Here is a 12,814-nt window from a genome sequence, read left to right on the forward strand (position 1 = left end):
CTTTTTTTAGCACTCTCTTAGAAAGAGTGCTAAAAAAGTGATGCAAATACTTGACATTCCTAGCAAATATGGTATATTTATAATCGTGTTAGCACTTAATAGGAATGAGTGCTAACGGAGGAGTGGATAAAATGTTGACACCTAGACAACAAATGATTTTACACCTCATCATCCAAAACTATACGAATACTGGTCAGCCCACGGGCTCGAAGCGATTGATGGAAGATGGGGTTGAAGCTAGCTCTGCCACCATTCGTAATGAGATGAAGGCGCTGGAAGAAGCTGGTCTTCTGCTAAAAACACATTCATCTTCAGGGCGTGTGCCATCAATAAAAGGGTATCGCTATTACGTTGATCACTTATTGAAGCCATCTGAAGTTGACCAAAACGAAATTCAAACCATTCGTCATTCTTTTGGAAAAGATTTTCATGAAATCAATGAAATCATCCAGCAGTCTGCCACGATCTTGTCCAACTTGACTAGCTATACAGCGTTGTCTCTCGGACCAGATATGAAGGAAAGGAAATTGACGGGCTTTCGAATCGTCCCTTTGAATGCACGACAGATCATCGCGATCATCGTGACGGATAAAGGAAATGTCGAAAATCAAGTCTTTACTCTTCCTGAATCAATGAGCAGCGAAGATTTGGAAAAAATGGTAAGGATCATCAACGACAAATTGATCGGTGAACCTCTAATGACGGTCTACCATCGATTAAGAACCGAGATTCCTATGATTCTGCATAAGTATTTTCAAACGACTGACGGAATCGTTGATCTCTTTGATACGATGCTGAGCCATATTTTTGAAGAAAAAATCTTCGTCGGCGGGCGAATGAATCTTCTGGATTTTGAACCGACGCAAGATGTTAGTCAGTTCAAATCGATGTATTCATTTATGAAAAACGCAGATCAGCTGACACAGCTGCTGGCGCCAAGAGATTCTGCGATTCAAATCAGAATCGGCTCTGAGCTTGGCAACGACTTGTTACAAAATATGAGTTTGATCCAAGCCAGCTATGAAATCGAAGGTCATGGACAAGGAACGATCGCTTTATTAGGTCCATCAAGTATGCCGTATTCACGGATGTTTGGATTGATGGAAGTTTTTCGAGGCGAGTTAGCAAAAAAATTGGCCGATTATTATCGCGCATTAGACGCTGCCAATGAATAAGCGGCAATGAAACAAATCGTAGAAGGGATGGTTGAAACGTGACGGAAAAAGAAGAGCGTTTAGATGAAGAATTAGATAAAACTGCTGAAGAAACCGCAGAAACAACTGAATCTTCAAATGAATCAACTGAAACTGAAGCACAGACTCCTCAACCAGAGGAAGAAGCAGTGGAAAAAAGCGAATTGGAACTTTTGCAAGAAAAGAATAACGAATTGGAAGATCAATTCCTGCGTGCTCGTGCAGAGATCGCAAATATCACTTCACGTAACCGCAACGAGCGGGAACTTTTACAAAAATACCGCTCGCAAGATCTTGGCAAAAAACTGTTGCCAGCAATCGACAATTTGGAACGAGCGATGGCAGCAGATGTCGATCAAGACCAAGCTGCGAATTTGAAAAAAGGCGTTGAAATGGTTCTTGAAAGTCTGCGTCAAGCCTTAAAAGAAGAGGGAATCGAAGAGATTCCTGCTGAAGGTGCAATGTTCGATCCGAACTTGCATCAAGCGGTGCAGACTGTACCTGCCTCTGATGAAACACCGGCAGACACAATCGTTACTGTCTTGCAAAAAGGGTATAAATTGCATGATCGTGTCTTGCGTGCAAGCATGGTCATCGTTGCACAATAGTTCTTTCTATCTATAAGTAGATGTTTAAATTAAAAAAGGGAGTGTATTACTTATGAGTAAAATTATCGGTATCGACTTAGGAACAACAAACTCAGCTGTTGCTGTCCTTGAAGGCGGCGAAGCAAAAATCATTACGAATCCAGAAGGAAACCGTACCACACCTTCTGTTGTCTCATTCAAAAACGGTGAGATCCAAGTAGGGGAAGTTGCAAAACGCCAAGCAGTAACAAACCCGAATACGATTTCTTCTATTAAACGCCATATGGGTGAAGCTGGATACAAAGTAGAAGTTGAAGGCAAATCTTACACACCACAAGAAGTTTCCGCAATGGTTCTTCAATACATCAAAGGATTTGCTGAAGACTATTTAGGTGAAAAAGTTGAAAAAGCAGTCATTACTGTTCCTGCATACTTCAACGATGCACAACGTCAAGCAACCAAAGATGCTGGTAAAATTGCCGGTCTTGAAGTAGAACGGATCGTCAACGAACCAACTGCCGCAGCTTTAGCTTATGGGTTAGATAAAACAGATAAAGATGAAAAAATCCTAGTCTTTGACTTAGGTGGTGGTACTTTCGACGTATCGATCCTTGAATTAGGGGATGGCGTCTTTGACGTATTATCAACTGCTGGGGACAACAACCTAGGTGGGGATGACTTTGATAACAAAATCATCGACCACATGGTAGCAGAATTCAAAAAAGAAAACGGCATTGATCTTGGAAAAGACAAAATGGCCTTGCAACGTTTGAAAGATGCTGCTGAAAAAGCGAAAAAAGACTTGTCAGGTGTAACAAGTACTCAAATCAGCTTGCCATTTATCACAGCTGGTGATGCTGGTCCATTGCACTTGGAAATGACCTTGACTCGTGCGAAATTCGATGAATTGACCGCAGACCTAGTCGAACGGACAAAAATTCCAGTACGCCAAGCTTTGAAAGATGCTGGCTTGTCACAATCAGAAATCGATGAAGTCATCTTAGTTGGTGGTTCAACACGTATTCCAGCAGTAGTTGATGCTGTTCGTAAAGAAACCAATAAAGAACCAAACAAATCAGTAAACCCAGATGAAGTGGTAGCGATGGGTGCTGCGATCCAAGGTGGCGTGATCACAGGTGATGTGAAAGATGTCGTCTTACTAGACGTTACACCATTATCATTAGGTATCGAAACAATGGGTGCCGTCTTCACAAAACTGATCGATCGTAACACAACGATCCCTACAAGTAAATCACAAGTCTTCTCAACTGCAGCAGACAATCAACCAGCCGTTGATATCCATGTCTTGCAAGGAGAACGCCCAATGGCAGCTGACAACAAAACATTAGGTAGATTCCAATTGACGGATATTCCACCAGCACCTCGTGGCATCCCTCAAATCGAAGTAACATTTGATATCGATAAAAATGGGATCGTCAATGTTTCTGCAAAAGATTTAGGTACACAAAAAGAACAAAAAATCACGATCAAATCATCTTCAGGTTTATCAGATGAAGAAATCGAACGCATGGTAAAAGATGCTGAAGCAAACGCTGAAGCCGACAAACAACGCAAAGAAGAAGTTGATCTACGCAATGACGTCGATGCTTTGTTGTTCACTGTTGATAAAACATTGAAAGAGCTTGAAGGCAAAGTGGATGCAGACGAAGTCAAAAAAGCGGAAGAAGCTCGTGATGAGTTGAAAGCTGCACTTGAAGCAAACAACTTAGAAGAAATGAAAACGAAACGTGATGCTTTGAATGAAATCGTACAAAACTTAACTGTTAAATTATACGAACAAGCAGCACAACAACAAGCACAAGAAAATCCAGAAGCTGCACAAGGCGGCGCAGACGATGTGGTTGACGCCGACTTTGAAGAAGTAGACGGTGACGATAAATAATCGCTGTTTGTGAAAAAGCCAAAGTCACCGCTTTGGCTTTTTCTTATGAATTTGCGAAACGTATTTTTCTAGAGCGAATTATATGCTAAAATACGAGAGACGCAAGAATATAGTGGAGGGAAGCCAATGGCAGACAAAAGAGATTATTATGAGGTCTTAGGTCTACAAAAAGGGGCTTCGGATGACGAAATCAAAAAAGCTTATCGTAAGCTTTCAAAACAATATCATCCAGACATCAATAAAGAACCTGATGCAGAAGCAAAGTTTAAAGAGATTTCTGAGGCCTATGAAATATTAAGTGATTCCCAAAAAAGAGCTGCTTATGACCAGTATGGTCATGCTGGTACCGATCCGAACTACGGAGGCGGTTATGGCGGTGGATTCGGCGGCTTTAACAGTGGCGGATTTTCCGGTGGCGGTTTTGGTGGATTTGAAGACATTTTCGAATCGTTTTTCGGTGGTGGAGGCGGCAGAACAGCCAATCCTAATGCACCTCGACAAGGAGCGGACTTGCAATATGCGGTTGATCTTTCCTTTGAAGAAGCGATTTTCGGAGTGGAAAAAACTGTTCAATACAATCGTGAAGAAACCTGTCATACCTGCGGTGGGAACGGGGCAAAACCAGGTACTTCACCAGAAACCTGTCATAAATGTCATGGTGCAGGTACCATCAATGTTGAACGTCAAACACCGCTTGGTCGTGTGATGAGCCGTCAAACCTGTGATGTTTGTCATGGAACTGGGAAAGAAATCAAAGAACCATGTACAACATGTCATGGTACTGGCCATGAAAAGAAAAAACACAGTGTGAAAGTCAACGTACCTGCAGGTGTCGAAGATGGACAACAAATGCGCTTGTCTGGTCAAGGAGAAGCTGGCACCAATGGTGGTCCTTATGGTGATCTGTACGTTGTTTTCCGAGTGGAAGAAAGTGATATTTTTGACCGTGATGGGTCGGAAATTTATTACGAACTGCCGTTAAACTTTGTCCAAGCTGCTTTAGGCGACGAAGTCAATGTACCAACGGTTCATGGGAATGTGAAATTAAAAATTCCAGCTGGTACGCAAACAGGCACAAACTTCCGCTTACGCGGTAAGGGAGCCCCTCGCTTACGGGGAGGCGGCAATGGCGATCAACAGGTCAAAGTGAAGCTGATCACACCTAAGAACTTAAATGAGGAACAAAAAGAGGCATTGCGGGCTTATGCAAAAGCCAGTGGCCATGAAACGAACGAACAACAACCAGAAGGATTTTTTGATAAAATGAAAGATGCTTTTGGTGGGAAAAAGAAATAACCATGAAAAAATCCAACTCATGCCCTTATAAAACCATCCGTTTTATAAGGGCATGAGTGTTTGTATGGCTATAAATGTGCAGTATGGGCAAGAATCGAATCTTCTTGGCCATCTTTTTTTCTTTTCCTTTGAAATCGCTTGCTTAGTGTGTCACAATAAAAGTAGACCAATTAAAGGAGGAGATACAATGGAAAGAATATTTGCGAGTCCGTCACGATACGTTCAAGGAAAAGGGGTCTTGAAGCATGGGTTATCCCATATCAAAGATTTAGGAAAGAAAGTGCTTCTTTTGACCGATGAAACTGTTTGGAAAATTGCCGGTGAAGAACTATTTGAGAACCTGAAAGCAGCCGAGTTAGAACCGGTAAAAGAAATTTTTGGTGGAGAAGCTTCTGCAAATGAAATCGATCGTATCGTCTCTAAAGCCAAAAGTGAATCAATCGAAGTGATTGCCTCATTAGGTGGTGGGAAAGCCATCGATACTGGGAAAGCTGTTGCGGATGAATTGAAAATACCGATCGCTGTTTTGCCAACGATTGCCTCCACTGATGCACCAACTTCGGCACTTTCTGTTATTTATACTGATGAAGGTCGTTTTGAAAAGTATCGTTTTTATAACAAAAATCCTGAACTTGTCTTAGTGGATACCGCTGTGATTGCCAAAGCGCCTGCCAAATTGCTAGCCGCTGGTATTGCGGATGCACTCGCAACCTATGTCGAGGCACGTGCTGTTGCTCGAAGCCATAGTAAAAATATGGTTGGCGGCGTGCAACCAATTGCCAGCATGGCAATCGCTGAAAAATGCGAAGAGATCCTTTTTGAGAATGCCTTAAAAGCCTATCAAGCGAATAAAAAACAAGTCGTTACCGAAGCTTTTGAACAAATCGTGGAAGCCAACACTTTGCTAAGTGGATTAGGCTTTGAAAGTGCAGGTCTGGCAGCAGCTCATGCGATTCATAATGGCTTGACAGCCCTTGAAGGAGACGTTCATGATCTGACCCATGGTGAGAAGGTTGCTTACGGAACACTCACTCAATTGATGCTGGAAAATGCAGATCCTGAAGAGCTCGACCAATATATAGAATTGTATCAGGCATTAGAATTACCGACGACATTATCCGACATGCATCTTGCGGAAGCCAGCGATGCAGACCTATTAAAAATTGGCGAGCAAGCAACCATCGAAGGGGAAACGATCCACAATATGCCATTCCCAGTTTCTGCAGAAGATGTTGCAGCAGCGATCAAAGCCGTGGATGCCTATGTGAGTGCTTACTATCCTCTATGATGTTATTTTATTAAAGACCATCAATGTGTGCTCGGTGATTTCAAAAAATGTTTGACAATAAAAAAGAGTCGTGCTATTTTGATAACAAGCAAATTAAAGGAGGGAACAAGACATGACAAACGTCAACACACAAACTACCTGTTGTTGTTGTATGGTGCAAAAAGCAGCATACCGATTTGTCATGCCTATTATTAGTTCCTTTGTCGCAGAAGATCGCTGAAGTTTCTTTAGTGATTCACTTCTATCCGGATAAGACGACATGTTTTTGGGGTACTGATGTAATAGTCAGTACCCCTTTTTGTTTGCTGTTTTTTACCGCTTTCATTGGCGACGGCTGATGATAGCAAATGAAAATGAGTACATGAAGCATACGAGCTGTACCAAACAAAGTTGAGCGAGGAGTCGAGCGATGATCGTTAATAATATAAAAGCATTGATTGGGCACACCCCATTCTTTGAATTTGATGCCGCAGCATTTGGCGGCAAAAAGGGAAGTACCATCTATGCGAAACTTGAGTATTTAAATCCTGGTGGAAGTATCAAGGACCGCTTAGGAAAGTATTTGATCGATGAAGCGTTTCGTGAGCATGTGATCGATCATGAGACAACCGTTATCGAACCGACAGCGGGAAATACTGGAATTGGTTTAGCTTTAGCTGGGATCGAGTATGGCTTAAAAATGATTTTTGTCATTCCTGAAAAATTTAGCCTTGAAAAGCAGCAACTGATTGAAGCGTTGGGCGGGACCATCGTTCATACGCCCACTGAAGCAGGCATTCAAGGTGCGATTGAAAAAGCAAAGGAAATAGCAAAACAGCTACCAAATAGTTATATGCCAATGCAATTTCACAATCAAAACAATCCTGCAGCCTACCAAGCAACCTTAGGCCCAGAGATCTTTCAGGAGTTATCTGGAAAAATTGACAGCTTTGTTGCTGGAGCTGGCAGCGGGGGGACCTTCGCGGGTGTCGCAACATACTTAAAGAAGCAAAAATCAAGCACTCGACTTGCTGTCGTTGAACCAGAGGGATCGATCTTAAATGGCGGGCCTGCCCATGGACATGAGATTGAAGGGATCGGTGTTGAGTTCATTCCACAATTTTTTGACGATTTGCTTATTGATCAAATTTATACGATCAGTGATGCGGAAGGCTTTGCTTTTACGCGTTACTTGGCAAAAAACTATGGTCTGCTTGTTGGAAGTTCAAGTGGAGCGGCAATGGCAGCAGCAGTAAAAGAAAGCCTCGAATTACCAACTGGAAGCTCGATCATTACCGTCTTTCCAGATGGAGGCGATCGCTATCTATCAAAACAGATTTATGCGGGTGAATCAGCAATCACCCCATTCATAGGAGGAGTAAACCATGCATTTTAATACAAAAGTAATCCACGGTGGTATCAGCGAAGACGAAATGACTGGTGCTGTTAGTGTGCCAATTTACCAAACATCAACCTATCGGCAAAATGCTCTTGGTCAGCCAAAGCAATATGAATACAGTCGTTCAGGCAATCCAACTCGATTTGCCTTAGAAGAATTGATTGCGGATCTGGAAGAAGGCGCCCATGGGTTTGCTTTTGCCTCTGGATTAGCAGCCACCCATGCGGTCTTCTCGCTGTTTCAGACTGGAGATCATGTCATTTTAGGGGATGATGTATATGGCGGGACGTTTCGTTTGCTCCATCAAGTATTAGAAAAAAGCGGGTTGACTTATTCACTTGTCAAAACAAATGATCTAGCTGCCGTTGAAGCAGCCATCCTTCCAGAAACCAAAGCGATCTTTCTGGAAACACCGACTAATCCATTATTGAAGATCACGGACATCGCAATCGTTGCCCAACTAGCTAAAAAACAGGACATTTTGACGATCGTGGATAATACCTTTGCGACCCCTTACTTTCAAAAGCCGCTACAATTAGGCGCAGATATTGTGATTCACAGTGCTACCAAGTATCTCGGTGGACACAGTGATGTAGTAGCTGGGTTAGCAGTTGCCAAAGAGCCACAAATCGCCGAAAGAATTGCTTTTTTACAAAACGCCATTGGTGGTGTATTGGGGCCTCATGATAGCTGGTTGATCCAACGAAGCATCAAAACACTTGCTTTGCGGATGGAAGCACATCAAAAAAACGCGATGAAAATTGCCCACTACTTACAAGCACATCAAGCTGTCGCAAACGTGTATTATCCAGGATTGATTGCCCATGAAGGACATGAAATCGCCAAATCACAGATGTCTGGGTATAGCGGTATGATATCTTTTGAACTAAACGACGAATCGAAAACAGCAGAATTTGTTGAATCATTAAAGATTTTTACTTTAGCGGAAAGTTTAGGTGGCGTGGAAAGCTTGGTAGAAGTGCCAGCCGTGATGACCCATGCCTCGATCCCTAAAGAAATTCGTGAGCAATCTGGGATCAAAGATGGCTTGATTCGGTTGTCGGTCGGCATCGAAGACGGTGAGGATCTGCAGGCGGATTTAGAGCAAGCGTTTGAAAAGGCAGGTAGCTAGTGATGGGGAGAGAATTTATTCCAATTTTTTCTGACTGGGCAGCTGAGTACGATGAAACAGTTGCAGGCAAGGATGAAGAATATCGAGCGGTTTTTTTCAAATATGAACAGTTACTCGCTGAAATTGCTGAAAAAGCAGGGCAGTCTGTGGTAGAATTTGGTAGTGGAACTGGAAATCTAACACAAGCTCTGCTTAATCAAGGAAAAAACGTGCTGGCGATCGAGCCATCGCCAGAGATGCGGCGAATCGCCAAGTCAAAACCCAGTCTTTCTAAAGTGACTTTTGTAGATGGTGATATGGAGGTTTTTCCTGAGATCACGGATGTGATCGATACGATCGTTTCTACCTATGTTTTTCATCATCTTACGGAGGACGAAAAGCAACGGGCAATCCGCAAATATGCGGCGATGCTGCCAAAAGGCGGGAAAGTGCTTTTCGGGGATACGATGTTTCTTTCTCTAGCCCGCAAAATGGAACGAATCGATGAAGCACGGCAAGCTGGATACCAGCGACTAGCCGCTGATCTGCAACGGGAGTACTATCCAGTTATTGCGGATATCGAACGATACTTTCGCCAACATGGGTTTACCAGTCGTTTTAAGCAAATCAATGAGTATGTTTGGCTTGTGGAAGCACAAAAAGAGTAGGAGAGAAGTACAATGAAAATGAATGTTGAAAGCTTTAATTTGGATCATACGAAAGTCAAAGCACCTTATGTACGGGTTGCCGATAAAAAACAAGGAACGAATGATACTATCATCAAATATGATGTCCGTTTGAAGCAGCCGAACCAAGCGCATATGGATATGGCAAGTCTGCACTCACTAGAACATTTGACGGCAGAATTGATTCGTAATCATGCGGATTATATTGTGGACTGGTCGCCAATGGGCTGCCAAACCGGCTTTTATTTGACAGTCTTGAATCACGACGATTATGAAGAGATTTTGACCGTCCTAGAAAAAACCATGAAAGACGTTTTGCAAGCAACTGAAGTACCTGCCAGCAATGAAGTCCAATGCGGTTGGGCGGCGAACCATACCTTAGAGGGTGCGCAAAAATTAGCGCAAGAATTTCTTGATGAACGTGACAATTGGTCGACCGTTTTTGCCTAAACAAAAATAGAAGGAGAAAAAGGTGCCTGCGTTTGGATTCGCAGACGCCTTTTTTGTTAAACCCGCAAAGAGACGGGGGTTCGATAGTTTTTGTTTATGGTTCTACTGCTTGGACAGTGATGCCGACTCCGTTTGGATTATAGGTTTGACTAATGTAAAACTCAAATCCTTCATGAACAAAGAAAAGTCTCCGAATGGCGCTAACGTCTCTGATGTGAGCATCTAAACCATACTGTTCGATCAATGTCTCTTTGATCTCCTCAATATCATCCTCTTTCCCGAATTGTGAGAAATCAATACCGAAAAATTCTGGGACATCAACCAATGTGATTCTCGATAAATGTTCATTTCCCGCGTTATCGGAGTCAAAATCAAAGCTGATTTTGGACAGTTTGTCCCTTGAACCTAAAGGAACTCTTTTTGTCTCGAGAGCGCTGCTGTCAGCCATCGTTGATAACAAATCAATGGCTGAATCAGGTAAACGAGTGGTTACTTTTCTTACTTCATCAACCATTGCTCCTTGATCGGGAGAAAAAACTTTTCTAGTCTCTTCCGTGACGATCACATTTTCGCGGCGCCGCTTTCGGTTAATGGCACTGCGCTCTTGGTTTACCCGATCACTACGTTTGATGAGATCGAGGCCAAGATCGCTGATGGATTCAGGGGAAGGTCTTTCTTCCAGTAAAGCAGTTAAGTAATCGATCTCTAAAAACTGCTCGTAGGCAGCTGCTGGTTGATTTTCGCTGTAGAAGAGGACAGCTCCGAGTAAAAAACAACTAATGCCCAAACAAAGCAAAAGACTTCTTCTGCGATGCTCCCGGATTTTTTTCATAGGACGATTCAGTTTCATTTTATCCTTCAACTCCTAAGTTTTTTAGACGACTCATGATAATAGAGGTGTTTGAATTTCATCACGCATTTTACCAATCTTAGTTATGAGAGGTCGCTTAATGGATTACTCAATTTCTGTTTCAGAAAACTGATCATGCCAGGCCACATCAGAAACGGTTCGGTTAATAAGAGTGACAATGATTGCCTCACCATCGGAATTGATCCATGCATTAGATTCCACACCTACAACCGCTAGTCGCCAAGAAGGCAGTCCACCCATGATCTCAAGAACTTAATCGCAGGACATTCCTTCTTGCAATTGGTGGAGTAAGTCTTTGTTGACTGTTCGATTCCACCGTCGCGGCAGCCCGATCTGCAATTGTTCACAATACGAAAATTGAGGGGCAGCTGTTTCGGTACTGCTCTGAGCTTGTGCAAAGTCATCAGAAGAACGAGCTGTTTCAGATGTGGGTTCGGATGTGTGGTTCTCAGTTCTGGAAGAAGAAGCTATAGTTTCAGAATCAGCTGACAAAGATTGAGAAGACGACGTTGCTTCTGGTAAAAAACTGCTCTTGGTGGTGTCATCCATGATTTCGTCAATTAAGGTACAGCCAGTGAGAAAGAGGGAGAGTAACATTAGTAAGGGAAATAAAAAGATGGTTTTCATAAGATAGGTTCCTCCAAAATGATTTTCGCTACTTTTCTTTGTTATTTTAATGTTGGTTTTTTATTAGAAAAATCCCGTCATTTGCTATAAAATAAAAAAGAAAAATGTTTGTATACCTATTTAGATTTGGAGGGAGTGTTGTTTAATAAGTGTAACATGTTGCTTCCGATCTGGCTACTTGATTTCCAATATCCTTTCGTGGTTTTAGTAAAATTGGTATCTGCAGCTTACGATGTTGAAAAGAAAATGTTATAATAGATTTAACTACTCAATAAAAATTTGCTATTTTAAAGGCGAATCCTGTTTACTCTTACCAGATCAACAGGAACCAGCATACCTTTTGCTAAGAATTTATGTAAGGAATGATTTTTTTCATAACACGGAGAGGAGGAAGGAATATGAGCATCTTAAAGCAATGGCAAGCAAAACATCAAGCGAAAAAAGAAGCAAAAAAGCAGGCATTACGGTTAAAAAATGCCAAGCTTCGTGCAGCGGGGAAAGAGCCGTTGAAGGGCTGGGGGAAAATGGTTGATACTGGCATCGGCGGGGCGAACAAAGCAAACCCCATCGATACAAAAGTGTTTTTGGGGGAAAATCAAAAGCGGATCGCAGATGAAACGAAACGGAACAAACAATAAAGAAAACCTCTGCAACAGTTCCTTCGTCGGACTGTTGCAGAGGCTTTTTTAAATATTCAATACTTTGTCTAAGAAGTCTTTGGTACGCTCATGCTTAGGATTGGTAAAGATTTGCTCAGGTGTACCGTCTTCCAAGAAGTTCCCGCCGTCAATAAACATCACACGGTTTGCTACTTCTTTGGCAAACCCCATCTCGTGAGTAACGATCACCATGGTCATTCCTTGTTTTGCCAAATCCTTCATAACATTTAGTACATCGCCAACCATTTCTGGATCGAGTGCGGAGGTTGGTTCATCGAACAACATCACATCGGGATTCATTGCTAAAGCTCTAGCGATCGCCACCCGTTGTTTTTGTCCTCCAGACAGATTGTCAGGGTACATGTCTTTTTTATCTGCCAAACCGACCGTTTCTAATAAACGAATTGCGTTCTTTTCCGCTTCTTGCCGAGAAGCATTTTTTAGATCCATCGGTGCTAAAATGATATTTTCTAAAACCGACAAGTGAGGGAAGAGATTGAAATGCTGAAACACCATGCCGATATGTTGACGAACAGCATTGATATTGGTGTTTTTATCCATCAGATGTGCGCCGTCAACGATAATATCGCCGCTGGTTGGTTCTTCTAAGCGGTTCAAACAGCGTAAGAACGTCGATTTCCCAGAACCTGAAGGACCGATCACACAAACGACTTCTCCTTCAGCGATTGAAACATTGATATTATTCAATACGGTATTGTCGCCGTATTTTTTCACAAGATTTTCAACTAAGATTTTTTCTTTCAT

13 protein-coding genes are annotated in these 12,814 nt (G+C 42.4%); 10 read left to right on the top strand and 3 right to left on the bottom strand.

Going from position 1 to position 12,814, the window contains the following annotated elements; translation table 11 throughout:
• Window positions 1-131 precede the first annotated feature (131 nt).
• From hrcA to IGI71_RS07470, 9 genes are all read left to right on the top strand, one after another.
• The gene (gene hrcA, locus IGI71_RS07430) at window positions 132-1,175 is read left to right on the top strand and encodes a heat-inducible transcriptional repressor HrcA (protein ID WP_005225934.1); all 1,044 of its coding nucleotides are present in this window, start codon (window positions 132-134) and stop codon (window positions 1,173-1,175) included.
• Between the two features lie 38 nt (window positions 1,176-1,213).
• Entirely contained in the window at window positions 1,214-1,801 is a 588-nt protein-coding gene (gene grpE / locus IGI71_RS07435) for a nucleotide exchange factor GrpE (protein ID WP_005225935.1), read from the top strand.
• Window positions 1,802-1,853: 52 nt separating this feature from the next.
• Window positions 1,854-3,683 carry a molecular chaperone DnaK gene (dnaK, locus tag IGI71_RS07440; RefSeq protein WP_005225936.1) on the top strand — a complete coding sequence of 610 codons (1,830 nt, stop codon included), beginning with the start codon at window positions 1,854-1,856 and terminating at the stop codon, window positions 3,681-3,683.
• 126 nt (window positions 3,684-3,809) lie between these two features.
• Window positions 3,810-4,979, top strand: a complete 1,170-nt coding sequence (gene dnaJ / locus IGI71_RS07445; RefSeq protein ID WP_430616279.1) for a molecular chaperone DnaJ — start codon at window positions 3,810-3,812, stop codon at window positions 4,977-4,979.
• Between the two features lie 187 nt (window positions 4,980-5,166).
• A complete protein-coding gene (locus IGI71_RS07450; protein WP_194186090.1) occupies window positions 5,167-6,267 on the top strand; it encodes a glycerol dehydrogenase in 1,101 nt (366 codons plus the stop codon).
• Window positions 6,268-6,676: 409 nt separating this feature from the next.
• On the top strand, window positions 6,677-7,642 hold the full coding sequence (locus IGI71_RS07455) for a PLP-dependent cysteine synthase family protein (RefSeq protein WP_430616280.1): 966 nt from the start codon (window positions 6,677-6,679) through the stop codon (window positions 7,640-7,642).
• Window positions 7,632-8,777, top strand: a complete 1,146-nt coding sequence (locus tag IGI71_RS07460) for a cystathionine gamma-synthase (protein ID WP_086295226.1) — start codon at window positions 7,632-7,634, stop codon at window positions 8,775-8,777. Before IGI71_RS07455 ends, IGI71_RS07460 begins: the two co-directional genes overlap by 11 nt.
• A gap of 2 nt (window positions 8,778-8,779) precedes the next feature.
• Complete coding sequence (locus IGI71_RS07465; protein WP_086295228.1) at window positions 8,780-9,424, top strand: class I SAM-dependent methyltransferase; 645 nt, start codon at window positions 8,780-8,782, stop codon at window positions 9,422-9,424.
• A 12-nt stretch (window positions 9,425-9,436) separates the two neighbouring features.
• Window positions 9,437-9,892 (top strand): S-ribosylhomocysteine lyase, encoded by a 456-nt coding sequence (locus tag IGI71_RS07470; protein ID WP_008382180.1) that lies wholly within the window; start codon window positions 9,437-9,439, stop codon window positions 9,890-9,892.
• A 94-nt stretch (window positions 9,893-9,986) separates the two neighbouring features.
• On the opposite strand, the gene IGI71_RS07475 is transcribed toward IGI71_RS07470, so the two are convergent.
• Complete coding sequence (locus IGI71_RS07475; RefSeq protein ID WP_430616281.1) at window positions 9,987-10,742, bottom strand: Tat pathway signal sequence domain protein; 756 nt, start codon at window positions 10,740-10,742, stop codon at window positions 9,987-9,989.
• Between the two features lie 273 nt (window positions 10,743-11,015).
• On the bottom strand, window positions 11,016-11,390 hold the full coding sequence (locus tag IGI71_RS07480; protein ID WP_430616282.1) for a hypothetical protein: 375 nt from the start codon (window positions 11,388-11,390) through the stop codon (window positions 11,016-11,018).
• 398 nt (window positions 11,391-11,788) lie between these two features.
• Here IGI71_RS07480 and IGI71_RS07485 point away from each other — a divergent pair, with 398 nt between their 5' ends.
• Window positions 11,789-12,028, top strand: a complete 240-nt coding sequence (locus tag IGI71_RS07485; RefSeq protein ID WP_074536413.1) for a hypothetical protein — start codon at window positions 11,789-11,791, stop codon at window positions 12,026-12,028.
• Between the two features lie 48 nt (window positions 12,029-12,076).
• Here IGI71_RS07485 and IGI71_RS07490 read toward each other — a convergent pair whose 3' ends face one another.
• A complete protein-coding gene (locus IGI71_RS07490) occupies window positions 12,077-12,814 on the bottom strand; it encodes an amino acid ABC transporter ATP-binding protein (protein ID WP_005225946.1) in 738 nt (245 codons plus the stop codon).

It is taken from the genome of Enterococcus sp. DIV1279b (assembly GCF_050531515.1).
Taxonomy (GTDB): domain Bacteria; phylum Bacillota; class Bacilli; order Lactobacillales; family Enterococcaceae; genus Enterococcus_D; species Enterococcus_D casseliflavus.

Bases quoted from the DNA above. Each gene is read 5' to 3' on its own strand.
- IGI71_RS07465 (WP_086295228.1), top strand. From the start codon at position 8,780: ATGGGGAGAGAATTTATTCCAATTTTTTCTGACTGGGCAGCTGAGTAC.
- IGI71_RS07475 (WP_430616281.1), bottom strand. From the start codon at position 10,742: ATGAAACTGAATCGTCCTATGAAAAAAATCCGGGAGCATCGCAGAAGA.
- IGI71_RS07480 (WP_430616282.1), bottom strand. From the start codon at position 11,390: ATGAAAACCATCTTTTTATTTCCCTTACTAATGTTACTCTCCCTCTTT.
- IGI71_RS07455 (WP_430616280.1), top strand. From the start codon at position 6,677: ATGATCGTTAATAATATAAAAGCATTGATTGGGCACACCCCATTCTTT.
- IGI71_RS07470 (WP_008382180.1), top strand. From the start codon at position 9,437: ATGAAAATGAATGTTGAAAGCTTTAATTTGGATCATACGAAAGTCAAA.
- hrcA (WP_005225934.1), top strand. From the start codon at position 132: ATGTTGACACCTAGACAACAAATGATTTTACACCTCATCATCCAAAAC.
- dnaK (WP_005225936.1), top strand. From the start codon at position 1,854: ATGAGTAAAATTATCGGTATCGACTTAGGAACAACAAACTCAGCTGTT.
- IGI71_RS07450 (WP_194186090.1), top strand. From the start codon at position 5,167: ATGGAAAGAATATTTGCGAGTCCGTCACGATACGTTCAAGGAAAAGGG.
- dnaJ (WP_430616279.1), top strand. From the start codon at position 3,810: ATGGCAGACAAAAGAGATTATTATGAGGTCTTAGGTCTACAAAAAGGG.
- IGI71_RS07490 (WP_005225946.1), bottom strand. From the start codon at position 12,814: ATGAAAGAAAAAATCTTAGTTGAAAATCTTGTGAAAAAATACGGCGAC.
- IGI71_RS07485 (WP_074536413.1), top strand. From the start codon at position 11,789: ATGAGCATCTTAAAGCAATGGCAAGCAAAACATCAAGCGAAAAAAGAA.
- IGI71_RS07460 (WP_086295226.1), top strand. From the start codon at position 7,632: ATGCATTTTAATACAAAAGTAATCCACGGTGGTATCAGCGAAGACGAA.